Here is a 26397-nt window from a genome sequence, read left to right as displayed (position 1 = left end):
GTTAAGGGGGCATTGCGCCCCCTTTTTACCTTTATACTGCTGAGGAGTTTTTCGTGTCAGGCAGCCTAACCCAACTTATCGTTTTTATCTTTATTACCGCGCTTATTGGCCTTCTTACCTATTTAAAGTGTCGCGGTCATGGGCATAGTAAAGCCAACGAAAACAAAGAATATTTCCTAGCTGGTGGTGGACTCACATGGGTTTTCGTCGCGGGCTCAATTACATTAACAAACTTAAGCACCGATCAGCTTGTGGGCATGAACGGTAATCAAATGGCATTACTTGCATGGTGGGAATTCGCTGCAGTAATCGGCCTCATCATTCTGGCAAAAGTGTTTCTACCAGTTTATTACCACTACAATTGCACAACCACAACTGAACTGCTCGAAATGCGCTATAACAACAAACATATACGCGCACTTATTGGGTTACTATTTTTCTTAGGAAGTAGCCTTATTTTCATGCCTGCAGTGATCTACTCGGGCTCGCTGTTCATGATTAATATGTTCAACGTAGACTTACCGCTCATGTACGTAGCAACCGCTTTTGCTTTAATCGGTGCACTTTATGCTATTTTCGGCGGCTTGCGCGCGGTTGCAGTATCAGACACTTATTCAGGCGTATTACTGCTTACAATGGCAATTGTTGTTGTGGTGCTTGCCCTATTCGCCATCGACTTTGACTTTTCTGGTATTCCGAAAGAGCGCCTCACCTTGATTGGTGATAACGACTCTCCGCTTCCGTGGCATACGTTGCTAACAGGCATGATATTTATTCAGGCGTTTTACTGGGGAACGAACCAAGTTATCACTCAACGAGCAATGGCAGCCCCTAATTTGAAGGAAGCGCAGAAAGGGGTATATGCAGCAGCAATAATCAGATTCATTATAGTACCGTCAATCATTGTTATACCGGGTATTATTTCATTCAAACTGTACGGCGACATCAACGATGCAGCCTATGGCACAATTGTAGGTGACGTACTACCCAGTTGGCTATCAGGTGTATTCGCAGCGGCATTGGCTGCGGCAGTGCTAACTACCTACAACAGTAATTTGAATTCAGCTACTGCCCTTTATGTGTGTGATATTCACGAAGCTTACTTTCAAAAAGAACCGAATGTTGCGCGCTTAAGTGGGATTGTTACCGCGCTATTAACTATAGTTTCGCTATTAATGGTACCTGTCTACGCACAAGCGGAAAGTATTATTAACTTGTTGCAGGAATTGTGGGGGCTAATCAGTATGCCTGTCTTATCAATTTTTGTTGTGGGCTTACTCTTTAACAATGTAAACGCATATGCGGGAATAATATCTGTCGTCTTCGGCGTGGGTCTTTATTCTTACTTTAGCTTTGTACACGCTCCGTTTGGCCTACATTATATACACTTAATGCCTATCACATTGGCGTGCTGTATCGCCCTAGCTCTATTCTTAAATAAAGCACTGTTTAAGCAAAAGGCACAGTGGCGTGGTAGATTGATTGACTAATACAGTAATCATTTAAGGGTGCTGAGAAACTCGCTTATGTCACAAGTAAATCGTGTTGTTATTGTAGGCGGTGGAACTGCTGGCTGGCTGACAGCCGGCATATTGGCGGCTAAATATGGCGCTAGCGATGATCGTGGTCAGCGCCTCTCTATTTCGTTAATTGAATCAAGCACTGTGCACCCAATTGGCGTTGGAGAAGGCACATGGCCTACCATGCGCAACACGTTATCTTCAATTGGCTTAAGTGAATCACAACTCATCAAGCAGGCCAGTGCGTCCTTTAAGCAAGCCAGTAAATTTGTAAACTGGCATAAGGGAGAGGCTTCAAATGCTTACTATCACCCTTTTAGTGCACCGCAGGGCTCAGCACGATTAGACATATCACCTTATTGGTTGCTGAAAGACGCGGATAAAGGGCAATATGCCCATGATGTTTGCTTTCAGCCGGCCCTATGCGAAGCGGGATTAGCGCCGAAAGTTAGCGCCAATGGCAATCAGTCTTTCGTCGCTAATTATGGCTACCACCTCGACGCTGGCGAATTTATCACGCTTTTACGGGAACATTGCACGCAGGAGTTAGGGGTTGAGCACATCGTAGATGATGTGGTGTCGGTTGAGCAAGATAACAGCGGTATTGCAGCGCTTCAAACAAAGAAGAATGGTCTACTTCAGGGTGATTTCTTCGTTGACTGCACAGGTTTTGAAGGGCTATTGATTGAAAAAGCATTAGGCGTTGGGATACAAGATGCCTCGCATCAGTTGTTCGCTGATACTGCTCTTGTTAGTCAACTACCTTACGATAATCCCAACGCGCCAATAGCATGTCATACATTGTCCACCGCACAAGAAGCCGGCTGGATTTGGGATATTGGTCTTCAACATCGAAGAGGCACGGGTTATGTATTTTCGAGTGACTACCAGTCTACCGATGCAGCCAGCGAAACGTTTGCCAATTATCTTCGTTCGTTGACTAACGCGCCTGTTGATGAAGGTTCGTTTAGAACTATTTCATTTAAGACTGGTTATAGAAAACAATTTTGGGTAAAAAACTGTGTGGCAATTGGCCTGTCGAGTGGTTTTTTGGAACCTCTTGAAGCCTCGGCATTGATGTTAATAGAGCAGAGCGCTGCCATGCTGGCTGAGCAACTGCCTACCGACACTTCGGCCATGCATTTCGCTCAACGTCGCTTCAATAGCTCATTGACGTACATGTGGGAGCGGACTATTGAATTCTTGAAGCTCCATTATGTGCTAAGCAATAACCAAACTCCTTTTTGGCAAGACAACCGCAGTGCCCAGAGCATACCTGAACAACTTGCTTGCCTATTAGAAGAGTGGCGTCATCGCCCCATTTTGGATAGTGACTTCCCCTCTACTCATGATGTGTTTAGTGCACAAAGCTATCGCTATATCCTCTATGGAATGTCTGACACTCAGTACTCTTCACATTCACTTCGCGGCTATATGCGGACAATGAACCAACAAACATTCGCAACAAAGCAATTCCAATTAAACCACTCGCTAGTTGATCAGTTGAAAGGACGTCTCCCTTCTCATCGCGGGTTAATAGAACGCTTTTTTTAAGGAATCGGACCTTCTATGAATACCTATAATTTTATTCCTCTTGATACCAAGGTACATCGCGAGATTTCGGTACAACCAGACAACAGCTTTGCTCACGCTAAAAACTTTAATCTAGTCAATATTGGGTTTAATGAATTGGCGTCGCTGAGCGGATGTTTGCCTATTGTTGTTGTGAACGACGAAGCGACAGACAAACAATCACTGGCGGGTGTAGTTGGTTTTGAAACCTATGGAAATCTTTTTTGTTCAGAAAACCAATGGCAAGGCCATGCTGTTCCGCTGAGTGTCCAAACGTATCCATTTAACTTCGCTATTGATAACAACAAAGTCACCGTGTTAGTTGACGATTCATCAGATAGAGTACAAGACAAAGCCGATAAAGAATACGCATTGTTTTCATCTGACGGTGAACCAACGCATACGCTTAAACACTATCAAGCATGCTTGAGCAATTTAATTGAAGGCCAGCAGCAGGCTCACACATTTATCACCATTTTGAAGCAGCACGATTTATTGTCACCACTGTCAGTTACGTTAACGCTTAAAGATGGTCAAACCGTCACATCGACCGACCTATTGTCAATCAACGAGGAAAAGTTTGCTAAGCTTGATGAGGCAACAATTGTGCGCTTTCATCAGCAAGGTATAGCAATGGCAATCAATGCTATGTTGCTTTCCCTTCGTCAATACAACCGGTTGGTACAATTAACTCAACGCTTCGACAATCCTGCTGAGAAAGTTGGCATTAAGCTTTCCCAATAGTAGAAGCAGTACTCATTACTAAGCAGTTTTAACCGATTTACTTTCATTACTCACACCGCATTGTTCAATGTGGTGTTTAAAGAGGTTTTTATGTCGTCACTTTCTTCATTCGTTCGTCTCTCGAACGATAAAACCACACTTATCTTTGACTGTCAGGGACGAATGCCAAAAGTTATTTATTATGGTGCACCCTTAAGTAGCGCGACAACGCCTGAAATGCTAAGTGTGTTAAACACGCGCCAAGAAGCAAAGTGCGCACCTGTGATTGAGCCACCAATTACGCTCGTGCCAACACACGGCGAAGGTTGGACAGGACAACCTGGCTTAGAAGTGTCCGGCAACACCGATCAATGGGCAGCTGGCTTCAGTCTTCAGAAAATTAATCGCACAGACAACGCGGTGGCATTTATTGCAACCGACGAAGCACGCTGCATGAGATTAACAACAACCGTCGAGCTCGATGACCACACATCGGTCGTAAAGTATGTAACGAGACTAGAAAATACCGGGGATAGCACGTTAAATCTTCATTATCTTAACGCAGCTAGCCTTCCTCTACCTACCACGGTATCTAAAATTAAGACATTTGAAGGACGTTGGTCGGCAGAGTTTCAGACTACCGATCACGATCTATTTTTTGGTAGTTATGTTCGCGAAAACCGTCGTGGTAAGACATCACATGATACCTTTCCTGGTTTGATCGCCTCTGCGCCTGGCACGGGTGAACTGCAAGGCGAATGTTACGGTTACCACTTAGGTGCATCGGCAAATCATAGACTTCGTGCAGAATTAATGGCTGACGGAAGAAGTTACGTGCAGTTTGGCGAATTGTTGTTTCCTGGTGAAGTGACTTTGGCTGCGGGCGAAAGCTATACCACCCCAGTACTTTACACCGGTTTTGGTGGTGCTGGCTTTTCGTCACTTTCACAGCAGTTTCATCGTTTTGTTCGCACCAACATACTCAACCACAGTGCTGACTCTAAACCTCGCCCAGTTCACTACAATACCTGGGAGGGTATTTACTTTGACCACAACGAAGACACGTTAAAAGCACTGGCAGACAAAGTTGCTCCATTAGGCATAGAGCGATTCGTGTTAGACGACGGATGGTTTAAAGGAAGACGACACGACAAAGCAGGCTTAGGTGATTGGTTTGTCGATGAAGCAATCTATCCGCAAGGTCTAGATGGGCTTATTGATCACGTTACCGACTTAGGCATGGAGTTTGGTATTTGGTTCGAACCTGAAATGGTTAACCCAGATAGCGACTTGTACCGCGCTCATCCTGAGTGGGCATTACAAACCGAGAACAACCCTCAGGTTCCATTTAGAAATCAGTATGTCCTCGACTTAACTAACCCAGAAGTCGTTGAATATCTCTATAAGGTGATTACCGATGTGCTCACAGCATATCCGAAAATCAGCTATATCAAATGGGACATGAATCGCGATGTAAATCACCCGGGCAACCTTCAAGGTAAACCCGCAATGCACGGTCAAATGGCCGCGTTATACTCGCTTATAGACCGTGTTAAAGCAGCTCACCCAGGCATTGAAATAGAAAGTTGTTGTTCAGGTGGCGGACGCGTAGATTTAGGCATATTGCCACACACAGATCGCTTCTGGACATCAGACTCTAACGATGCACTAGACCGCTTATATATTCAGCGCGGTTTCTCATACTTTTTCCCTTCAGAAGTAATGGGCGCTCACGTAGGCCCGCGCGACTGTCATATTACAGGGCGCAACTTGCCTATTGAAATCCGAAGTGCTGTCGCTTTATTTGGCCATATGGGCATTGAGATGGATCCGCGAGAGCTTACCGAGCACGAGCAAAAAGTACTAACAGACGCCATTTCACTGTACAAGCAGTATCGCCACATTACCCATAATGGTGACTTATATCGTCTGGATGACGACGGCTTGAACGTGAAGTTTGGGTATATGTCAAAAGATAAAAGTGAAGGCATATTTGCCTATAACAGCGTGAAAGAAACCCTTCGAACTACACCAACTCGTTTTTACTTTGCCGGTCTTGATGCCAGCAAGCAATACATTGTCGAGCGCGTATGGCCAGAGAAGCTAAAAGAATATACGCCGTCGATTCTGCAACAAACCGACGGACAGGTATTCTCTGGTGAAGTATTGATGAAATACGGTATGCAACTTCCTGTACTTTTCCCTCAAACCGCGCTGATTTACACGGTTAAAGCGGTGTAATGTAGCAAGCCAAACATTTTTGTTGTCCCGACAAAAAGCGGGTTTAGGATGTGTGCCCTAAGCTCGCTTTTTTATTTGCTTTTTAAGTCCTTTCAATATTTTGGCAAACCGCTTGTCTTCTTCACCGCTAATTTGTGACAAGGTCGCTTTCGCTTGCTGAACATCATTGGCATTTAACCGAAGCTCGGCCAAACGCAAGTTAGCCCAATTCATACTTGGCAAGTGGGCAGTTTCAATACTTGTGGTATTGTACTCTTCAATATATTGCTCAAGTGCAGCTATGCCGCTATCTGTATATTCACCGCTTTGCACTGCAAGGAGCCCTATGCGGTACTTGCCATAAAGCAAATTGCTTTTGTTTTCAGCGTAAGCTTCCCACTGCTCAGATTCTTTATCTGTCACAGTCTCTACAGATTCATTCAACAAAACTGATAAGGTTTCGAAGGCTTTTTGAAAACGCTCATCAGTTAAATAGTGCGTACCTAGTTCAAGGTTGGCGCGGATCTTTGCCTCATTTTGCTGAGCAAGGGTGGCATATATTTCGACGGCCTTGTCTACCTGATCGTCTTGAAGGTAAAACTTCGCTTTGGCGAATTGCCCTTCAAGGGCATCGAGGGTGGCTATTTTATCAGCAAGCTTTTCAGCTTCATCCATATCTCCCCCAGCAATAGAGGGGGCCATTAGGTGAAACTGCATGAGCGCTTGATATACACCGACTTCATCAGGTGCTAACGTAACGGCAGTTTCCAAGCTCTGCTTGGCCTTTTCAGCATAGCCAAGTGCAGAGAAAATACTGTTGGATGCTTGCGCCCCCATCACATTCGCGTGAGTGTGATAAGCACGGTAATCGTTGCTGTAATTTTTCACAAATTCATCAGCCACTTCTTCGGCGTCATCTAGGTCTATATTCATTAGCGCAGAAATAAGTATATTGTATTGCTTGGGCGTTTTCGCCTTCACATCTTCAAGCGCCTCTATGACGAACTCATAATCACCTTGCTTAAAACGTGCATCAAGCATCTCAATACTCGTGCTATCTGTATTTTTTATGCTGTCATTATTTAGCGCGAACGCGCCTGCGCTGGTAAGTGCAATCGATACGGCTGCCGCACATAACAAACGTGAAGATACTTTTTTGACGTTCATTCCAAGTCCCTTTGTAATAGGTGCAATGTTAGTGGTAGATGCAATGTCTAGTGGCATTGAATGCGTTTGTATTAAGATAGATAACGCTAAATTAACCTAGCCTGAACAAATTTCCATCGATTATTTGTAACAAAAAGCATGTTTAAGAAAAACGGGCTCAATTGGTGAGCCCGTTTTTTTTAGTTAAAAGTTGCTGAGTGATTTACGGCTTGCTTTCCATCTTCAATCCGAGCGCCCAACGATTGTCAAACCCTTTCCATGGTGCAGGTGTTTCGCCACCAACAGGCACTTGGTCACTGCTGCCCGACACGTTTAAGAATTCACAGTAATCTTGCATTTGCTTTACGTGGCAGTTCATAAGTGCCAATGCAAAGTGTTCATTAATGGCATTGAGCTTCTGCACTTCCCAAGCGGGCTCGATGTAACTGCCCAAATCAAATTCGCTACCGTAGGCTTCTTTAGGTGCTGGATGCGGAGCTACGTTATGGCGCGCGTTCTTAACGGTAAGAAGTTTAGTGTGAGAGTTCCCCGTATTGTCAAACAACCAACGGATACCGTCATAACCCGAAATATCATCGTTATCACCTGCTACATATAAAACAGGTACCTTAATATCGTTAAGTGACTGAACATCAAATAACTGATGCTGACCACCCCACGGAGCCAGTGCTAAGGCCGCCTTCCACGACGGTAGTACCGCATCATTACTTTCTTTTCCACCAGCACACGTATTTAAGGCCTGCTTCACTAATTGGACAGCGGCTGGGTCTTGTGTACCAGTAAAAGTAGCGGCAGTGGTATCATTAAATGCATAACACCCACCAACAGTGCTTACTGCGCCGTATCCTCCCATGGAATAGCCGATCACCCCCGCTTTTTCACTATCCACACTGTCTTTAAAAAATGGGTGTTCTGTTATTGCATTTAGGGTAAATACTTGGTCTTTAGCACGGTTAAGGAGTGTGCTTGGAAAACCAGAATATGGGCTTTCAGCAAAGTTAACATCTTTGTTGGTTGAGTCGGTGTGATCGATGGCAGCTACCACATAGCCATGTGACGCTAAGTGTTCGCCAAGGTAGTGCATTAACGTGCGATAACCTGTATATCCATGTGAGATAACGATGACTGGATATTTGGCTTCTGTCTTTGCAATAGCAACATCGCGATAAGCGTTAGCTTGCACCTCAAACGTTATGCCGCTGCGTGTTTCGTCACTGTATTGTGTTAGCACAGTTTCTTCTTTGGTTGGGTACCACACCTCAAGCATAAGGCTTCGTTCTGCCTGTCCTTTTACAAAGTCTGGTACTAACTGAGGGTAGGTAGCTTCAACCGTTTTAACCCCAACGTTGTACGCACCATCTGCACTGAGCTCGGGCATAACATCAGCAGGAAAGGGCTTGTAGAGATTTTGAGCGGCAAAAGCAGGCATTGTAGCGGCGGTCGACGCTAGCAGGCTTGCACCAAAGAAAAGGGATAACGTTTTCATAATTATTAACTTTACGGGTAATTTGTAGGCAATAAGTAATATTACCCTGCTTATGGCGGTTAACAAGACTGACAACATTGTTATTGCTTATTTTTGGCAATAAGGCGTGCTAATACAGCACTGCGTCATTAAGGTAAACGTATCCCCTTTAGATACATGAATTAGTCAGCAATATCGAATGTATCTTCCGCATCTTCCCAACGTTTATTAAATATCGGCTTTAGCACCTGTGGATAGCCATCAGCAACGAAGTTAATTTCGCGAAGTTCTCGGCTTGCAATGTGGCTTTCCTTAATGTCTAGAAGTGCTTGATTAAGCGACTCAGTCACCTGTTTACCCAGTTCTGTTTTAGCACAAAACAGCCGTTTTGTTCCGCGTATTTCATTCGATAATTCAGAGATTTGATAAACGCCCATTGAAGAATATTGTTCCGGTATCAGGCTATTAAGTTCTTTATGACCAACGTAACCAAAATCTATGCGTCCAGTCTCTATAAGTTCGATAGTGTGGAGCCCTAAATCTTTACCTAATCCATTCAATGTAACAATGTTAAAGGGTTTCCCCCACTGCTTTACAGCGTTGCTATAGGCGTTTTTTACTTCGTTATAGAGTACCGTTTTATAGCGCTTTTCTAGCAACCTTTGCAGAGAAACCTTTTCATACAATTTTTCATCATCGCTCACCTGGCTTGCTTCTTTGCTTTTTATGGCTTGATTGAGTTCAGACGACGTGACCATTAATAGGGGCAAATTAATGGATGTTGGTTCGGAAAAATACCCCCACGCTAAGCGGTCTTCCCGATAAGACGCACCAAAAAAGCAATACACCATACTGGGGTCACTGTTTGAGCTAATCATTGCCCATGCGCGTTTTATCGGATAGGTTTCAAAGCGGTGCGTATATTGCGGCAAATATGACGCCAAGTAAGACATATTCTTGAATAAGGGGCCATCGTTAATCTCTACGCCGTCAACTTGCATGCCTACTTCAGGTGGTCGCAACCAAACAGCCGTAGGTTTGTCGTTCTCAGTATTTTCTATCTGATGGCCTTGGACGTGTTGGGGCATACAAAATGCCAACACAACCAGCATTACACTTTTAAATAAAAGCATTGAAACTATTTTCAACAAAATACATGCCTAAAAAACGATCAAAAAAGAGCGCAAATTCTAGAGTAATCACTTCATGATTACAGGACATGCGTCTCACACATAAGTCGTTAAACGAAAAAAGCCCTTCAAAGAAGGGCTTTTTAAATTGCGTAGAACTGCTCGAGTTTAGAACGGAATATCGTCATCAAAATCGAAGTCTGGTTCTGCCATTGGTGGTGTCTTAGGCTGAGACTGGTTACCACCTTGAGGCGCTTGATTATAACCACCACCTTGGTTTGAGTTGTAACCGCCTTGTTGGCCACCACCTTGCTGCGGCGCTTGATTATAGCCGCCTTGTGCAGGTGCTTGGTTGTAACCGCCTTGATTGTTTTGAGGACGCTGATAACCACCATTACCGCCGCCACCTTCACCACCGCGACCACCTAGCATTTGCATTTGATCTACGATGATTTCAGTTGTGTAGCGATCTTGACCTTGTTGGTCTTGCCACTTACGCGTTTGCAATTTACCTTCAACGTAAATCTGTGAGCCCTTCTTCAGGTACTCTCCGGCAATTTCTGCTAAGCGACGGTACATAGTAAGGCGATGCCACTCAGTGCGCTCTTGAACCTGACCTTGTTGATCTTTCCAGCTTTCGCTAGTTGCAAGGCTTAAGTTCGCAACGGCGTTTCCGTTAGGCATGTATCTAACTTCAGGATCATTGCCAAGGTTTCCAACAAGAATAACCTTATTAACGCCTTTCGTTGCCATTGATGTCTCCTGTAACGTTTGTGTATGGCTTATTGCCTTACTGTACTAAGCAGCACAACTGCAACAAGCGCGAAAGTTCATCGGTATTAGCCGGCTAGTATATCGTATTTTATCGACAAAATTGGAAGTTTTTCACCGACTCTGGCTTTCTTATTAAATGCTAACAACATTTTTTGAAAGCGTCTTCTGCACTTTCGCCTTGTTTTGAGATATGACTTAGTGCCTAACCATTACCACCATGTAATATAGAACGCTGCGGTAAGCAGAACAACCGCAAGCGATGCCACGTTAAAGCCAGTAGTGGTACTAAACTGCACTTCGTTTAGGTCGACAGCGTTTTCACTTACCCCTTTTTTCTCTAACAAAGAGACAACCACGGCTAAACCTACACATAGCAAGAAAACAAGTCCTACACGGTCGATAAAGGGCAACTCTGGCCAAAACTCTCTAAACACGATACTTAGCACAAATGAGCCCAGCGCAGCCAAAAGACCGCCATTTGCAGTGGTCTTCTTCCAAAACATGCCCAGTACGAATAAAGCACAGATGCCAGGTGTAAAGAACCCTGTAAATTCTTGAATATATTGGAATGCTTGGTCGAAGTTACCGAGCAGTGGCTTCGCAACCACCATAGCAATAACCAGTGCCGCAAAACTAACAATTCGCCCTACTTTCACGTAATGCTGTTGCGATTCATTAGGACGCTTATCTTTATACAAATCCATAGTAAAAATGGTAGAGACACTGTTAGTCATTGACGCGAGTGAAGATACAATTGCGGCAACAAGCGCAGCGAAAATAATACCTTTTAGGCCAACAGGCATGAGTGTCATAAGACTTGGATAGGCTTGGTCAGGCTTTTGCAGATCAGGTACGATAAGCACAGCTGCAATACCTGGCAACACAACGATAAGTGGCATAAGTAGCTTCAGGAATGCCGCAAACGCAATACCTTTCTGTGCTTCTTGCACACTTTTGGCTGCCAATGTTCGTTGAATGATATATTGGTTAAAGCCCCAATAGGAAAGGTTCATGATCCACATGCCACCAATCAATACCGAGATACCAGGTAAGTCCATATAGTGCGGATTGTCTTTCGACAAAATCATATCGAACTTTTCAGGTAATTTATTGGTTAAGTCGACAAAACCTTGCAGCGCCCCATTTCCATCACTAATGAGATTAAGCGCAGTGTATGATAAAAACAGTCCGCCAAACACCAATAGCACAACTTGGATAATATCTGTCAGTGCGACCGCTTTAAGTCCACCATATAGCGAATAAGCCAGTGAGAATAAGCCCAAGAACATCATGCCATACATCATGTCTACGCCAGAAATAGTATTTATGGCTAAGGCGCCTAACCACAATACGGCAGTTAAGTTAACGAATACATAAACGCCTAACCAGAAAATGGCCATCACTTTTCTTACACGATGATCATACCGCTGCTCTAAAAATTGCGGCATGGTGTAAATTTTATGCTTAAGAAATATGGGTAGGAAGAACTTACCAACTAATAGCAATGTAATGGCAGCCATCCATTCATAGGACGCTATCGCAAGACCTAATTGATAGCCCGAGCCGGACATCCCAATAATTTGCTCTGCCGAAATATTTGCAGCGATAAGCGATGCACCAATTGCCCACCAAGGAAGGCTTGAGCCTGCAAGAAAGTAATCGTTGGTATCTTTTTCGTGACCCTGCTTTTCACGTGATACCCACCACGCAATACCAATAAGCGCGACGACGTATATCACAAACAACGTGATATCTAATGATGCTAATTTCATAGTTTTTCCCAAAGTTCTAATTTTGGGTGCGGCGGTTTAAGTCAATGCAGGGTACACAGGTGAAAAATTGTTTTTATTATTCTTAAGGTTTTGCCACACCAGTGTCGCATCTTTAAAAGATGCCAATTCGCTATGCGATGCATGTAAAAATGGAGAACATTTATCGCATTCACATTGCGGATAATATTAGTATCACACTTTGTTTACTTTTTTTAACTAAATTGTTCCAAATTAGCGTTTTTATAAAAAAAGCCGCAATCAATGATGCGGCTTAAGGGACACAGACAACCGTACGGGATAGATTGTTCTGATATAAAGGAGTAATAAAACAAGTCTGTTAGGCGAAAGCACCTTGAGTAGCGGTACAAACGTAGATGTCGGCGTTGTACCCTGTTTCATCAAAGTATTTGTTGGCGACCACTTGCTTAACGGCTTCAACCTTGTCAGTAGGTGCAAGCGCAACAACGCAACCACCAAAACCACCACCAGTCATGCGCACGCCACCAGACGTCCCCAAAACTTCATCAATTATTTCTACTAAGTAATCAATAGGGCGTACTGTAATTTCAAAATCATCTCGCATTGAAACATGCGACTCAGCCATGGCTTTGCTCACGGTTGCAATATCGCCGTTTTTCAGCGCTTGGCTGGCTTTAAGCGTACGCGCATTTTCAGTAATAATATGTCTTGCACGACGGTATACTACTTCAGGCATATGCGCTTTCGCTGTTTCCAGCATGTCAATGTTAGCTTCTCGCAACGACGCTACCCCTAGCAGTGACGCTCCCTGCTCACACTGTTGGCGACGCAAATTGTATTCGCTGTCTACCAAACCGCGTTTTACATTTGAATTGATAATCACAATTTGATGTGAATCAGGTAATGGTGAGTGTTCAATCGCTAAAGACTGGCAGTCCAAAAGCATTGCCATGCCCTCATTGCCCATCGCAGAAATCAATTGGTCCATAATGCCACATGAACAACCAACAAACGTATTCTCTGCTTTTTGGCCTAGCAACGCCGCTTTAACACCATCAAGCGGTAATTCGTACAATGCACTTATTGCTTTGAGTATTGCTACTTCAAACGACGCCGAGGAACTAAGACCGGCACCTTGCGGCACATTGCCCGTTACCAGTAAATTAGCACCGCCAAATTCAGGCATGCTTTCTTTAAGTACTTTAACCACACCGCGAACATAGTTAGCCCAACCTTGCTCTTCGTCATACTGAATATCTGACAACGCAAACTGGTTTTGCTGATTATCATAGTCCATTGCGGTAACACTAATTTCGTTGTCATCGCGTTTTGAGGCAGCAACCCACGTGCCGAAGTTAATCGCAGCAGGAAAAACAAAACCTTCGTTATAATCGGTGTGTTCACCAATAAGGTTTACACGTCCCGGTGCATGGGCAACAAGCGTCGGCGCTTCGCCGTAATATTGCTGAAAAGTTGAAGATAGTGTTTGGTTATCCATTCGCATTCTCACGTTTTTTATAGTGCACAGTTGAAAGTGCTTTAAGTCTGTCTGCTGCTTGCTCTGGGGTTAGGTCACGCTGTGCTTCGGCCATCATTTCATAGCCAACCATAAACTTGCGAACGCTTGCCGAACGCAAAAGCGGTGGAAAGAAATGCGCATGTAGTGTCCACTCTGGGTGTGCTTCATTGTCAAATGGCGCACTGTGCCAGCCCATTGAATAAGGGAAAGAAGTGTCAAACAAGTTGTCATATTTCGCGGTGATATCACCGATGATTTGCGCCAGTGAAAAAGCCTGTTCCTTGTTTAGTTCGGGAATCGACTGAACGTTAAAACGCGGTAGTAATAAGGTTTCAAATGGCCAGGCGGCCCAATAAGGTACAACAACAACCCAATCATCATTTTGGCAAACAACACGCTCTTGTTTAGCCACTTCCTGTTCGGCGTAATCGGCTAAAAGCGGCGTATTATTATCTGCATAATACTGCGTTAGTTGGACAAGCTTTTTAGCAGGGTCAGTAGGCAAGTGCTGTTGTGCCCAAACCTGCCCATGAGGGTGTGGATTCGAACACCCCATCATAGCGCCTTTATTTTCGAAAACTTGCACCCAGCGATAGCTTTCGCCTAAATCTTTGGTTTGTGCTTGCCAGCAAGCAACAACTTCTGCGCGCTCTTCGTCTGTAAGTTCGGGAAGTGTTTTGCTGTGATCAGGAGAAAAGCAAATAACGCGGCTACATCCCTGCTCTGTCTCGAACTGAAAGAGCCCTTTCTTTTCACTGGTAACCTCAGTGTCTTTCTTAAGTGCGGCAAAATCGTTTTCGAAAACAAAAGTCCCTGTATAGGTCGGATTTACTTCACCGTTTACCCGAGTATTACCTGGGCATAAATAACAGGTTTCATCGTAAGACGGTTTTTGCTCATTGTTTGGTTCTTCAGATTGACCCTGCCAAGGGCGTTTTGCACGATGCGGTGACACCAACACCCATTCACCCAGTAACGGGTTAAATCGACGGTGCGGATCATTAGTAGGATCAAATGGCGTTCCCATATTCACTCTCTCTGAATTGGCCTTATCGTGGTCTGAACACAACAAGAGACAAAAGGGTTAAACGTTTACCCAACAATAGTATATTAAGAATCCCTTTTTATCAATTCTGTAACAAAGAAAAATATTTGTTAAATTCATAACAATTAGTTTTCTTTTTCCCAGTGAGAATTAATCGCCAACAGAGAACTCATAGCGCATCGACATCTGCACCACTTGACCTGGATAAACAATGCTACTTGGAAAATGAGGTTTGTTTGGTGCGTCAGGAAAATGCTGTGGCTCTAAGCACAACGCGCCGAGTTGTTGCTCTGTTTGTAAGCTTCCTGTGTAAAACTGCAATCCAGGCAGCGATGTGTATAACGCCATATTAATTCCTGTGTCTAGCGCTTTAACGCGAGCTTGTGGTGCGTTTTGTTCAGCGTTGCGCAGCACATAATTATGGTCGTAACCACCCACCATTTGAAATAGTGGGATGGGGTCTTGGCTAGTCGCTCTTTCGTGGATCTTCGTCAACCGTCTAAAATCGAACGCCGTGCCAGCCACGTCTATAAACGTGCCTGTAGGTAGTAAGGTAGTATCAGCATCAGTGACTTTATCTGCATCAATCTGTAGCAATGTTGAGCCCACGTGATTGTCATTACTCAATGTAAAATAAGCGTGCTGTGTAAAGCTGAGCGGCGTTGCTTTGTCTGATGTGGCGGTGATTTCCAACGACAGAATATCGTCATTCGTTAACGTATAACATGCCTTTACTTCAACGTTGCCAGGAAATCCCCCTTCACCATCAGGGCTACTGAGTGTTAGCAATACACTTATTCGCTCGTCAGTTTTATCAACAGCCGCTTCCCATACTTTTTTATGAAAACCTGCAAGACCGCCGTGGAGATTGTGCTCGCCACCGTTTTTATCAAGTACGTAGTGTTTCCCCTCTAGCCAAAACTCCGCGTTTCCGATGCGGTTTGCGTAGCGTCCGACAATGGCACCGCGGTAACTTGGGTCATCAATGTATTCATCAAGAGAGTCAAAAGACTGAACACAATGTTTTCGTTTCCCCACATTGTCGGTCAAGATGATGTCTTTGATTATGCCGCCGTAATTCAACAGTTTTACTTGCATATCATTGGCGTTAGTTAGGGTGAACTCCTTCACCAATACCCCATCTATTTCACCAAAATTTGAAATCTCTATATTCATAACAAACTATTTACCTTTAACGGGAATAATCCAAACAAAGATGGTCTCAATCGTTTAATTTCAAGCTCAACATAAACGTGTTTTTACGCATTTCTTTACGCTGAGGTTATACGTTTTCCGTACTTATTTACAGCGATTTAGCGAATTCTTATGTATGGTATAACCACTTTGCGGTTTTCGAGACATGCATTCGATTGCAAACTTATCTTTTTTTGTAAATATAATGTACGCTATGGAAAATTGGGTTTAATACTTAACCCACTACGTTACCCCCAAAAATGAAGTTTAAAAGATAATGGCAACAATAAAAGACATAGCCCAAGCTGCAGGTGTGTCATTAGCTACCGTATCCCGGGTTATTAATAATGGTCCAAAGGTAGGTGACGAGACTCGCCAACGCGTAAAAAAAATAATGGAAGAAATGGGCTACCGCCCTAATGCCAATGCAAGGGCTTTGGTTACAAAGCGCAGTGCGTCATTAGGCGTAGTTATTGCGGAATTGCACGATCCTTTCTTTGCGATGCTTGCTCATGGTGTGGAATCAATCACGCGCAAGAACAACGTACAAATACTGTTGAGTGCGGGCTCGATTGAAAAGGAAACAGAGCTGCGAGCAATTGAAACACTTCTAGAACACCGCGTTGAGGCTATGGTTGTACACAGTAAAGCACTGGATGACGCTACCCTTATTGATTTTGCCAATCAGGTACCGGGTTTTGTGCTAATTAACCGATACATCCCACAAATAGCTAATCGCTGTGTGTGGCTGGATAATGTTACAGGCGGACGACTTATGGCGGAATACGCCATTAATCAGGGCCACCAGCATTTAGCAGTGATCAGCAGTCAATATCGCATTGACGACCCTAATCACAGACTAGAAGGCATTCATAACGCGGTTAAAGAAGCCAACCTGACATTGCCCGAAAGTATGGTGGAATACGCCACGCCTGACCAAGAAGGTGGTGAATTGGCTATGCAGAACTTACTTGCTACAGGTGCTAAGTTTACCGCAGTATTGGCCTACAATGATGCTATGGCATCAGGCGCAATGACTATGCTTCAAGACCATGGCATTGCAGTACCGGAACAAGTTTCAGTGATGGGGTATGATGACGTATTACTAGCCAAATATTGTCGACCCAAACTCACGACGTTGCGATACCCTGTTGAAATGATGGCTGCCAAGGCCGCGGAACTTGCGCTCAAATACGCTTCAGGTAGTAAACCGGAAGAAGGGCTGACATTTAAATACACTCCCACCGTCGTTAAACGGGACTCTGTGGTTCGCGTCTAGCGCGAGCCCATATTTTCCCCTTCTTCGTCTAATAAGTGTGTAATATGCAGCATTGTTAATCGAAATATGCTGCATAAATCATCACGCTACTTCTAAAAATTTCATAGTGTAAATCTATTGACAATAACTAGCATGTGATCGTAGCGGTTTATATTTTTATCCCCAATCAACAAAATTCCACGATCCTTTGAACACTTAGGATCAAAAAGCAATGTGATCGTATCAAACTTCGCTACAGCGCTTGATTTTACTGATATTTCGTGATCCGACCAGATAAGGCTGCTATGATCGTGATCGCTTGATGCATAAGGCTATTAACAGACTTACCAACAAGGTTACCCACTACTTATCCACAAGGCATTTTAGCGAGAAAGACTGGACAAAAATCGACGATATTCGCTGATTGCGAAATCTGATTTCAAGGTTGCACTGTGGGTAACACCAGGAATAATAGAGATGCGCTTTTTGTCGCTTGCTGAAACGTCTAATAACTGTTGGCTAATGGGGTAAGGCGTAATTTTATCTTTCTCGGCTACAACCAACCACAGTGGGCCATCGTAGTGGCGCAGTATCGGCGCAATTTGCATACTGTGCACTTCATCGTGTAAACGCATACTCGTAAACGAATTAGAAAACCCAGGTACCATGTTGGCAATAAGGTCAGATATATTGTTAAACGCACCATCTAACACTAAGCCGTCTATTTGACGATTTGCGGCCACATAGCTGGCAAAATAACTTCCAATACCGCGCCCGTGAACAATAGTCGGTAGACTGTTATCGAACGTGTTTTTTACGTAATCGAATTGCGTCAAGGCATCTTGCTTAATCGCATCAATACTCAGATTTTTCGCTTTCTCGCTTGTCCCCACTCCCTGATAATCGAGCCATAATATGTTGGCTGGCAGCTTTCCAATGCGATGTAACACGCTGTTGTTCTCGCTTATCGACATCCTATTGTCAGCAAAAAAGACCACGTTCACTATTGGGTCGGGATAGGAAACTGCGACCCCCCTTAACATCAGTCCCTGCGTATTTTTAACCTCAACACGGGTGATGCCGGCCGAGGTACCATCCTGCTGAATAGCGGCGTGCAATTTGGTGGTATCGAGGGGCTTTTGTGCTGAGTCTTGATAAAAAAAGGCAGAAGGTGAAACATTGATCGCACAACCGCTGACGAAGAGACACACTAAAGCGCTTAAAATGAGCTTGCGTAAAACCATAAGTAAAACTATCCGTGTTGAAAAACTGTTGTTCGCATCACATCTGAAACTTACGTTTACTGTAGCACAGTGTTGATAATTTCTACATCGATGGCTGAAACAGTTTGCAACAGTTCAGGTATTTGTGATGATGATTTATTTACTTATACTGCCAGTTAAGTATTTAGTTTGCCGTTACGGCTTATTTCATTGTGACTAAACTTCGCGATAAACACTTTATTGGTTTCAAGCGAGATTCAGGCAACGAGACAAAACAAGTAGTGAATTAATATGATAAAAAGCACAAAACAATCGAAGCGTTTTATTCGTAGTACGTTAGTGTGTTGCAGCCTCTCATTTCTCGTTGCTTGTGTATCAACACCTGAGCCTGACTTAGACTCAGCGCTCGTTCCAGCCTCACAACGAGAAGCGCATCAGGCCAGTCTTTCAAAAGCCAAAGCCTGCCCGATGTTTCTTGCAGAACTCACCGATGAAAGGGCAAGCAAAGACTTATTGGTCGGAAATGATAATGTATCGAAAGATGCGCTTTATTCAATTCTTGAACAAAGCCTGCTTGAAATGAATGTTACGCCCCATACGAATGCTGATAATAGTGTAAAAGTATCGTTAGAGCGCGCATTTGTGAAAACTTTAGGCACCAACTTAGTTGCCACTGTTATCATTGATGTGCAATACAAACCCCACTACGCAGACGAATACTCACCGAGTGTCTCTTACCGCGGTCAAAGCATGCAAGTACATTCAAGTACCTCAATCAATGAAGAACACGACATTGCTGAAGAAGCGATTAAGGAAGCAATAGCGCAAGCTACTCGTCGTGTAAAATCTTCTTTGTTACATGAATGCGATGACGTTGTAGAAAGCGCAAACGCAATCTAGCTGGCTAACGTACTATACGACCATTTTTGACCATAATGCAGGTCATACCGCCAGCGATAGCCGCTTGTTTACCCATATCGGTATCTTCAAACACTACGCATTGGTGTGGCGCAACATTCATCGAATCTGCAGCTTTTACAAACGTTTCTGGGTGAGGTTTACCATGAGCAACATCATCGGCAGTAACCAACGCATCAAGTTGCGCCAATATGCCATGCTCTGAAAGTACCCACTGCGCATGCTGTCTATCTGAGCCTGTACCCACGGCTATCGGCATACGCGTTTTATAGTGATTAAATACTGCTAAAGTATCTTGAATAAGGGTGGGTGTGTGATTGAGCCCTTCATAGGCCTTTTTTTTAAATTCGGCAACCGCTAGAGGAGAATGCGACATGTTGTAACGCGCATTCATCAGTTCTACAGTTGCCAATGATGGAACGCCCCCAAGACTATACTGATAGTCGTTGTCAAAAGGGTATCCAAACACCTCACAAGTGCGCTGCCACGCTTCAATATGTGCCGCCATTGAATCAACCAAAGTGCCGTCCATATCAAAAATAATGGCTTTAAAAGACGTTAAATCTATCATCCTTCACCCCTGTTTTCGGCAATTAGCCCAGCTACGTTGCGTCTAACACTTCTCGTGCTTTTAGCGCATCAAAGTCTCTATCGACCTTCAAATATACTGCGCCATTATGGTGGTTTAATGTCACGTCGAGTACGCCAGGAACTGCGCTTAACCCTTGCTTAAGTACTTGCTGAGAGCGCTCATCTAGTACTGCATCGGGTTTTGATGCTTGCATCATTACGCGTTTCACCCGGCTCACTTCTTTCAATCCCGCAATAATGAAGAGCCAAAGTACTGTGCATGCTGCGCCAACGCCATAAGCAATGTCAGGTGTCCATATATCGGTTACAAAGCCCGAAACAATACCGCCTAGAAATGCGCCAAAGAACTGAAAGCTGGCATAAATGCCCATTGCAGTCCCCTTTTTTCCTGCCGGTGCAATACTTGAAACTAACGCTGGAAAATTTGCTTCCAAATAGTTAAAGCCAGTAAAAAATAGAACGACTGCTGCAGTAACCATCCACCAACTGTGTGTCTGCGTACTCAGTGTGAAGAACGCCGCTCCCATCAATACAATCGCAGTGAAAAGCAGCGATTTTGGCGTGCGTCCACGCGCGGCTCCCATCATCAGCACAAGACCCACAATTGAGATACCTAGAACCGGCAGATAGACACTCCAATGACTTTCCAGCGTCATATCAAAATGCAGTAGCGTAACGGGCAGTTGCACGAACAACAGCGTAATTAGCATATGTAGCAACAGCACGCTTACGTTTAAGCGCCATAGTTGCGGCGATAACAACAGCTGTTTTAGTTGGTCTTTTTGTGGCAGCGTATCACCACTACTGAGTTGCTCTGAATCAGGAACAACCCATTTGACTAGGGGCATACAAAGCACCGCTAGCAACCCCGTAATGGCAAAAACACCAGCCAACCCATAACTGTTGGCTATTAGTGGGCCTAAAATAACCGCGAGATAGAAAGAAAAGCCTATGGCAATGCCGATAATGGCAAGTACCTTGGCGCGCTGGCTTTCACGGCTGACATCGGTAGCCAACGCCATAATGGCACCGGCAATTGCGCCCGCGCCTTGTAGTATACGACCCACTATCATCATTATCATATTATCGGCACTTGCGGCGACAAAACTGCCTATCGCGAAAACACATAAACCCAATAATATAACGGGCTTTCGTCCCCATTTGTCTGACATCATGCCCATGGGAATTTGTAATGCAGCTTGTGTTAAACCATAGCCACCAACCGCTAGTCCTACCAATAATGGTGAGTAATCTGGGTAGTCCATTGCCGCCACTGCAAGAACTGGCATTACCATGAACAAACCCATCATGCGTAAAACATAGACCGAAGCGAGCGCAAGTGCAGCGCGTAATTCCAAAGCGTTCAAAGCGTCAGTGTTCCTCAAAAGATGAAATAGCGCGTAGAGTATCTCTACAATAGAAAATTTAAGGTCGCGAAGTGTAGCACAATTTGTTCACCTGCCCACGTACCTTAACATGGATTAATACTTGGCTTAGTGGGTTGGCGAATGTGATCCCCTGCGCCTTTACGAAGTATAACTTGATTGTCATATCACTTTACTTGACAGCTATGGCATACTGATTCTTTTTCTCTCATTTAGGCTTCAATGGATAAAATCGAAATTCGCGGTGCTCGCACCCACAACTTGAAAAACATCGATTTAACACTGCCACGAGACAAACTGGTGGTGATTACCGGCCTGTCGGGCTCGGGGAAATCGTCTCTTGCATTCGACACCTTATACGCAGAAGGCCAGCGCCGATATGTTGAGTCTTTATCGGCGTATGCGCGTCAGTTCCTTTCCATGATGGAAAAGCCAGATGTTGATCATATTGAAGGCCTATCGCCCGCAATATCCATTGAACAAAAATCAACATCACACAACCCGCGCTCGACCGTGGGAACTATTACAGAAATTTACGACTACCTGCGATTAATGTTTGCGCGCGTAGGTACTCCTCGCTGTCCAGATCACGATGTACCGCTTGATGCACAGACCGTTAGTCAAATGGTAGATAAAGTGCTGGCGATGCCAGAGGGTAGCAAGTTAATGCTACTTGCTCCTATCGTGAAAGAGCGTAAGGGGGAGCACGTTAAAACCTTGCAGAATCTTTCTGCTCAGGGCTTTATTCGAGCGCGCATCGATGGCGAAGTGTGTGACCTCTCTGATCCACCACCACTCGACCTACACAAAAAGCACACCATCGAAGTCGTTGTCGACCGCTTTAAGGTGCGTGATGACATGGCGCTGCGCCTTTCTGAGTCATTTGAAACCGCGTTGAGTCTTGCAGGTGGCAACGCCGTTGTTGCCGATATGGATGATAAAGACGCTGAAGAAATTGTGTTTTCAGCTAATTTTGCTTGCCCGCACTGCGGATACAGCTTGAGTGAACTTGAGCCGCGTTTGTTCTCGTTTAACAATCCGGCGGGCGCCTGCCCTACATGTGACGGTTTAGGTACAAGACAGTTCTTTGATCCTATGCGAGTGGTTGGCAACGAAGAGCTCAGTTTATCTGGAGGCGCAATTCGAGGGTGGGACAAGCGCAGTTACTACTATTTTCAAATGCTGCAAGCTGTTGCAGATCATTACGGCTTTAGCCTAACTGTACCGTTTGAAGAGTTAGATAAAAAGCATCAAGACATTGTGCTTTATGGCTCAAAGGGAAAGTCACTCTCATTTAAATATATTAATGAGCGCGGCGACATCATGGAGCGCAAGCATCCGTTTGAAGGCATTATTCCCAATATGGAGCGTCGATATCGTGAGACTGAGTCAAACTCAGTGCGCGAAGAGTTAGCTAAGTATTTAAGTCAACAGCCATGTAATAGCTGTGAAGGCACACGCTTGCGCGTTGAAGCACGCAATGTATTTATCGAAGGTACTAATTTGCCGGCTATCGCTGATATGTCGATAGCTGATGCTTTCGGTTTTTTTGAATCATTAAGCCTTGAAGGTCAAAAGGCGCAAATAGCAGAGAAAATCCTAAAAGAAATTCTCGACCGTTTGCGTTTTTTGGTCAATGTCGGCCTTAATTACCTTTCAATGTCTCGTAGTGCCGATACCCTATCAGGCGGTGAAGCCCAGCGTATTCGCTTAGCAAGCCAAATTGGTGCGGGTCTTGTTGGCGTCATGTACGTGCTAGATGAGCCTTCAATCGGTCTACATCAGCGTGACAACGAGCGACTTCTTGGGACGCTCACGCACCTGCGCGACTTAGGTAATACAGTACTGGTCGTAGAACACGATGAAGATGCCATACGCGAAGCCGACTATATCGTTGATATCGGCCCAGGAGCAGGTGTACATGGTGGGCAAATTATTGCAGAAGGCTCGCTGGAAGACATTAAGAATAGTGAACATTCACTTACCGGAAAATACTTGTCTGGCAGAGAGAAAATTGAAGTCCCTGCAACTAGAAATCAGGTTAAAGACGACATCTGGCTAGAGCTAAAAGGGGCAACTGGCAACAACTTGAAGTCGGTTGATTTGCGTATTCCTACCGGTGTGATGACCTGTGTGACTGGTGTATCGGGGTCAGGTAAGTCAACCCTTATCAATGACACCTTTTATAAAATTGCGCAACGTGAGTTAAATAAGGCGACGACTTCAGAGCCCGCACCACACGTTTCAATGACCGGTCTTGAACACCTTGATAAAGTGGTCGATATCGATCAAAGTCCCATTGGCCGAACACCGCGTTCTAACCCAGCAACCTACGCAGGTATCTTTACACCTATACGCGAAATGTTTGCAGGTACACAAGAATCTCGCTCTCGCGGTTATAAACCAGGAAGGTTTAGCTTTAACGTGAAAGGTGGCCGCTGTGAAGCATGTCAGGGTGATGGTGTCATAAAAGTAGAAATGCACTTCTTGCCTGATGTGTATGTGCCTTGTGATGTCTGTCAGGGTAAGCGCTACAATCGTGAAACGTTGGAAATTAAGTACAAAGACAAGAATATTCACGAGGTTCTTGAGATGACGGTGGAAGATGCACGTCATTTCTTTGATGCGATACCCGCAATCTCAAGAAAATTGCAAACGCTCATGGACGTGGGTTTGTCGTATATTAGATTGGGACAAGCTGCAACTACTTTGTCAGGTGGTGAAGCACAGCGTGTAAAATTGGCAAAAGAGTTGTCAAAAAGAGACACTGGCCAAACCCTATACATTCTCGATGAGCCTACAACAGGGTTGCACTTCCACGATATTAAGCAATTATTAGCAGTGCTTCACAGGCTGCGTGATCACGGCAATACCGTTGTGGTTATTGAGCATAACCTTGACGTTATCAAAACCGCAGATTGGATTGTCGACCTTGGTCCAGAGGGAGGATCCGGAGGTGGCCAGATTATTGCAGAAGGAACACCTGAGCATGTGGCAGAGCAAGACGTTTCACATACAGGACGCTTCTTAAAACCCATGCTCTAACAAGCAGATCAGCATGTTACGGCGACAAAATGGCCAAACGCAGTCATTTTGTCGCATAAATTGATAAATATAACGCTGGTCAGAGCTTGTTTTGGTGAATCATGAGATACGATGATTCGTGGAATTTATTGCAGTAAGAATTGCTGGAGCAACAACGCATGAACCAAACGCCGCCATTAGCCTTAGTGAAGACTTGGTATCACCTACTCTCATCTTCTGAAGACAACGATGTAAAAGCACGTGCCCAAGAAATGTTACTGAAAGCCTTTGAGTCACCAGAAGCTATTGCTGTTTATTTGAAGCAGCACAATATTCTTCAGCATTAAGCAACAAAAAAAGCGTTAGTGATGTAACTAACGCTTTTTCGTTTTTATCCTTTCTACGCTTCGCTTCAGTGCTTAGCAGCCTGAATAGCTAGTCCTTCACATACCGAATTAAATGCATCATTTTCTAATCGCGGTAACCCCGTCAGTAAGTTTTCATATAGGGCATCAACGACAATTGGCGACAAACTCATACCGCCTGTGATCATGACAACTTCTGGCTTTTCGACACTGTTTTCTAAACACTCCACCACTAATGCTTTTACTTTATCGAGCCAAGGTTTAAGTGCTTTTTTAAGTGCATCTTGTGTTATCTCTACATCAAAGTCTTCTTCGATGTAGTGTAGTGGTAACGTAATATTTTGCTTACTCGACAACAATTCCTTTGCCAAGCGAGCCGAGTTAACCACACGCGCAGATAGCTTGTTTTCCTGCACAATCAACAGTCTTTCTAATTGCGCTGGCTCTTTTATCACCGACATAGTTTGCGAAATATCTAAACCATAATCATCAGAGAAAAATCGCGTTAGCGCAGGAATGTTGTCGACAGCACACATATCCGAAAAGTATGTTGGTGGTACAGGCAGGCCATTTATCATTTTAAGGCCCATTCCCATTTCTGGCGCAATAGCTTTTAACACTAAGCTCTTATCGCAATCCATTCCCCCCAGACGACGTCCTGTTACCGACAAAACATCATCTTTTCTGTCTAGTTGGTTAGTGCGTTCTGGAGAAAGCTTAATACAACAGATATCGGTAGTACCACCGCCAATATCCACAATAAGGGTGGTAGTATCTTTAGGTAGTGTTTGCTCAATTTTATACGCTGCCGCAATAGGCTCATCCAGAAAATTAACGCCAGAGAAACCAGCTTTCGTTGCAGCCTGGGTCATGATTTGAATGGCCTGTGCGTTGCCTTCTTCGCCACGCGTTCCATGAAACTTTACTGGTCGTCCAATGACCGCACTGTCGACTACCTTACCCAGCTGCTGCTCTGCACACTGTTTAAAGTAGGCAAGTTGCTTGGCGATAATGCCGATAAAGGCTTGTTTTTGATCACCGTCTAGCGAAGCACCTAAAAAGTTTTTAGGTGAATAGATTAGTCTGCCCTTATCTGGCATCTTCAAAAAACGTCTGAACCCTTCTTCACCAAACGCAAACTTACCGTGCTCAACAAGGCGTAACAGTGGAATTTCATCAAGTGACATGGCATGCATCAATTGAGCAATCGCTTTGCGCTGCAAGGCTGGCTTATTGTGCAAATCTCCGCGAAGTGAATTTATGCGGTCATTATACATAGCCTGTTCTTTGGGATCTTTCGCAGCGTAGTAACCGTCTTTCGCTTTATCTATCTGATCATTGATTGCGCGTTGAAGTTGGGCAACTTTCGCTTCAACCATCGCGTCTGGCGGTGGCGGCAACTCATCCTCAAAATAAATAAATACCGAAGAACGGATTTTGTTACCTTTCTTATCTAACGGGTCAAGTTTAATGTGCTGATGGGATGCACCATCAAAATACACAACCTCAGAATTTGATGTACCGTAGTCAATCCCAATCGCAGTCATAGTTCC

General features: G+C 44.4%; 20 protein-coding genes. 8 read left to right on the top strand and 12 right to left on the bottom strand.

Annotation, left to right across the window (positions count from 1 at the left end; genetic code table 11):
• The first annotated feature begins 53 nt into the window (after positions 1-53).
• From OZ660_RS01160 to OZ660_RS01145, 4 genes are all read left to right on the top strand, one after another.
• The gene (locus OZ660_RS01160; protein ID WP_226434097.1) at positions 54-1490 is read left to right on the top strand and encodes an SLC5 family protein; all 1437 of its coding nucleotides are present in this window, start codon (positions 54-56) and stop codon (positions 1488-1490) included.
• A 36-nt stretch (positions 1491-1526) separates the two neighbouring features.
• Complete coding sequence (locus tag OZ660_RS01155; RefSeq protein WP_274742285.1) at positions 1527-3074, top strand: tryptophan halogenase family protein; 1548 nt, start codon at positions 1527-1529, stop codon at positions 3072-3074.
• Between the two features lie 15 nt (positions 3075-3089).
• Positions 3090-3836, top strand: a complete 747-nt coding sequence (locus tag OZ660_RS01150; protein ID WP_274742284.1) for a SapC family protein — start codon at positions 3090-3092, stop codon at positions 3834-3836.
• Positions 3837-3926: 90 nt separating this feature from the next.
• Positions 3927-6056: an alpha-galactosidase gene (locus OZ660_RS01145; RefSeq protein ID WP_274742283.1), complete on the top strand. Its 2130-nt coding sequence runs from the start codon at positions 3927-3929 to the stop codon at positions 6054-6056.
• A 57-nt stretch (positions 6057-6113) separates the two neighbouring features.
• Here OZ660_RS01145 and OZ660_RS01140 read toward each other — a convergent pair whose 3' ends face one another.
• From OZ660_RS01140 to OZ660_RS01105, 8 genes are all read right to left on the bottom strand, one after another.
• A complete protein-coding gene (locus OZ660_RS01140; RefSeq protein WP_274742282.1) occupies positions 6114-7202 on the bottom strand; it encodes a tetratricopeptide repeat protein in 1089 nt (362 codons plus the stop codon).
• 202 nt (positions 7203-7404) lie between these two features.
• A complete protein-coding gene (locus tag OZ660_RS01135) occupies positions 7405-8688 on the bottom strand; it encodes an alpha/beta hydrolase family protein (protein WP_274742281.1) in 1284 nt (427 codons plus the stop codon).
• A 161-nt stretch (positions 8689-8849) separates the two neighbouring features.
• The gene (locus OZ660_RS01130; RefSeq protein WP_274742280.1) at positions 8850-9755 is read right to left on the bottom strand and encodes a hypothetical protein; all 906 of its coding nucleotides are present in this window, start codon (positions 9753-9755) and stop codon (positions 8850-8852) included.
• Between the two features lie 210 nt (positions 9756-9965).
• Positions 9966-10550, bottom strand: coding sequence for a single-stranded DNA-binding protein (locus OZ660_RS01125; protein ID WP_202263219.1), 585 nt, complete (start codon positions 10548-10550; stop codon positions 9966-9968).
• A 230-nt stretch (positions 10551-10780) separates the two neighbouring features.
• Positions 10781-12343, bottom strand: a complete 1563-nt coding sequence (locus tag OZ660_RS01120) for a sodium/sugar symporter (protein ID WP_274742279.1) — start codon at positions 12341-12343, stop codon at positions 10781-10783.
• A 337-nt stretch (positions 12344-12680) separates the two neighbouring features.
• A complete protein-coding gene (gene galK / locus OZ660_RS01115) occupies positions 12681-13820 on the bottom strand; it encodes a galactokinase (protein ID WP_274742278.1) in 1140 nt (379 codons plus the stop codon).
• A complete protein-coding gene (locus OZ660_RS01110) occupies positions 13813-14868 on the bottom strand; it encodes a UDP-glucose--hexose-1-phosphate uridylyltransferase (RefSeq protein WP_274742277.1) in 1056 nt (351 codons plus the stop codon). Before OZ660_RS01110 ends, galK begins: the two co-directional genes overlap by 8 nt.
• A gap of 168 nt (positions 14869-15036) precedes the next feature.
• Positions 15037-16062 carry an aldose epimerase family protein gene (locus tag OZ660_RS01105; RefSeq protein WP_274742276.1) on the bottom strand — a complete coding sequence of 342 codons (1026 nt, stop codon included), beginning with the start codon at positions 16060-16062 and terminating at the stop codon, positions 15037-15039.
• Positions 16063-16357: 295 nt separating this feature from the next.
• Between OZ660_RS01105 and OZ660_RS01100 the strand changes: the two genes are divergently transcribed.
• The gene (locus tag OZ660_RS01100; protein WP_159627209.1) at positions 16358-17359 is read left to right on the top strand and encodes a LacI family DNA-binding transcriptional regulator; all 1002 of its coding nucleotides are present in this window, start codon (positions 16358-16360) and stop codon (positions 17357-17359) included.
• Positions 17360-17721: 362 nt separating this feature from the next.
• On the opposite strand, the gene OZ660_RS01095 is transcribed toward OZ660_RS01100, so the two are convergent.
• Positions 17722-18582 carry an alpha/beta fold hydrolase gene (locus tag OZ660_RS01095; RefSeq protein ID WP_202263215.1) on the bottom strand — a complete coding sequence of 287 codons (861 nt, stop codon included), beginning with the start codon at positions 18580-18582 and terminating at the stop codon, positions 17722-17724.
• Between the two features lie 270 nt (positions 18583-18852).
• On the opposite strand from OZ660_RS01095, the gene OZ660_RS01090 reads away from it, so the two are divergent.
• Complete coding sequence (locus OZ660_RS01090; protein ID WP_274742275.1) at positions 18853-19461, top strand: hypothetical protein; 609 nt, start codon at positions 18853-18855, stop codon at positions 19459-19461.
• A 4-nt stretch (positions 19462-19465) separates the two neighbouring features.
• Here OZ660_RS01090 and OZ660_RS01085 read toward each other — a convergent pair whose 3' ends face one another.
• Positions 19466-20050, bottom strand: a complete 585-nt coding sequence (locus OZ660_RS01085) for an HAD family hydrolase (RefSeq protein ID WP_274742274.1) — start codon at positions 20048-20050, stop codon at positions 19466-19468.
• 31 nt (positions 20051-20081) lie between these two features.
• A complete protein-coding gene (locus OZ660_RS01080; RefSeq protein ID WP_274742273.1) occupies positions 20082-21437 on the bottom strand; it encodes an MFS transporter in 1356 nt (451 codons plus the stop codon).
• A 240-nt stretch (positions 21438-21677) separates the two neighbouring features.
• Here OZ660_RS01080 and uvrA point away from each other — a divergent pair, with 240 nt between their 5' ends.
• Both uvrA and OZ660_RS01070 read left to right on the top strand, forming a co-directional pair.
• Positions 21678-24500, top strand: a complete 2823-nt coding sequence (gene uvrA, locus OZ660_RS01075) for an excinuclease ABC subunit UvrA (RefSeq protein ID WP_274742272.1) — start codon at positions 21678-21680, stop codon at positions 24498-24500.
• A gap of 158 nt (positions 24501-24658) precedes the next feature.
• Positions 24659-24826, top strand: coding sequence for a hypothetical protein (locus OZ660_RS01070; RefSeq protein ID WP_202263210.1), 168 nt, complete (start codon positions 24659-24661; stop codon positions 24824-24826).
• Positions 24827-24891: 65 nt separating this feature from the next.
• Here OZ660_RS01070 and OZ660_RS01065 read toward each other — a convergent pair whose 3' ends face one another.
• The gene (locus OZ660_RS01065) at positions 24892-26391 is read right to left on the bottom strand and encodes an Hsp70 family protein (RefSeq protein WP_274742271.1); all 1500 of its coding nucleotides are present in this window, start codon (positions 26389-26391) and stop codon (positions 24892-24894) included.
• Positions 26392-26397: the final 6 nt, after the last annotated feature.

This window comes from Alteromonas sp. 009811495, assembly GCF_028865455.1.
In the GTDB taxonomy this organism is placed as follows: Bacteria; Pseudomonadota; Gammaproteobacteria; order Enterobacterales; family Alteromonadaceae; genus Alteromonas.
This window is presented reverse-complemented; position numbering and strand designations above follow the sequence as displayed.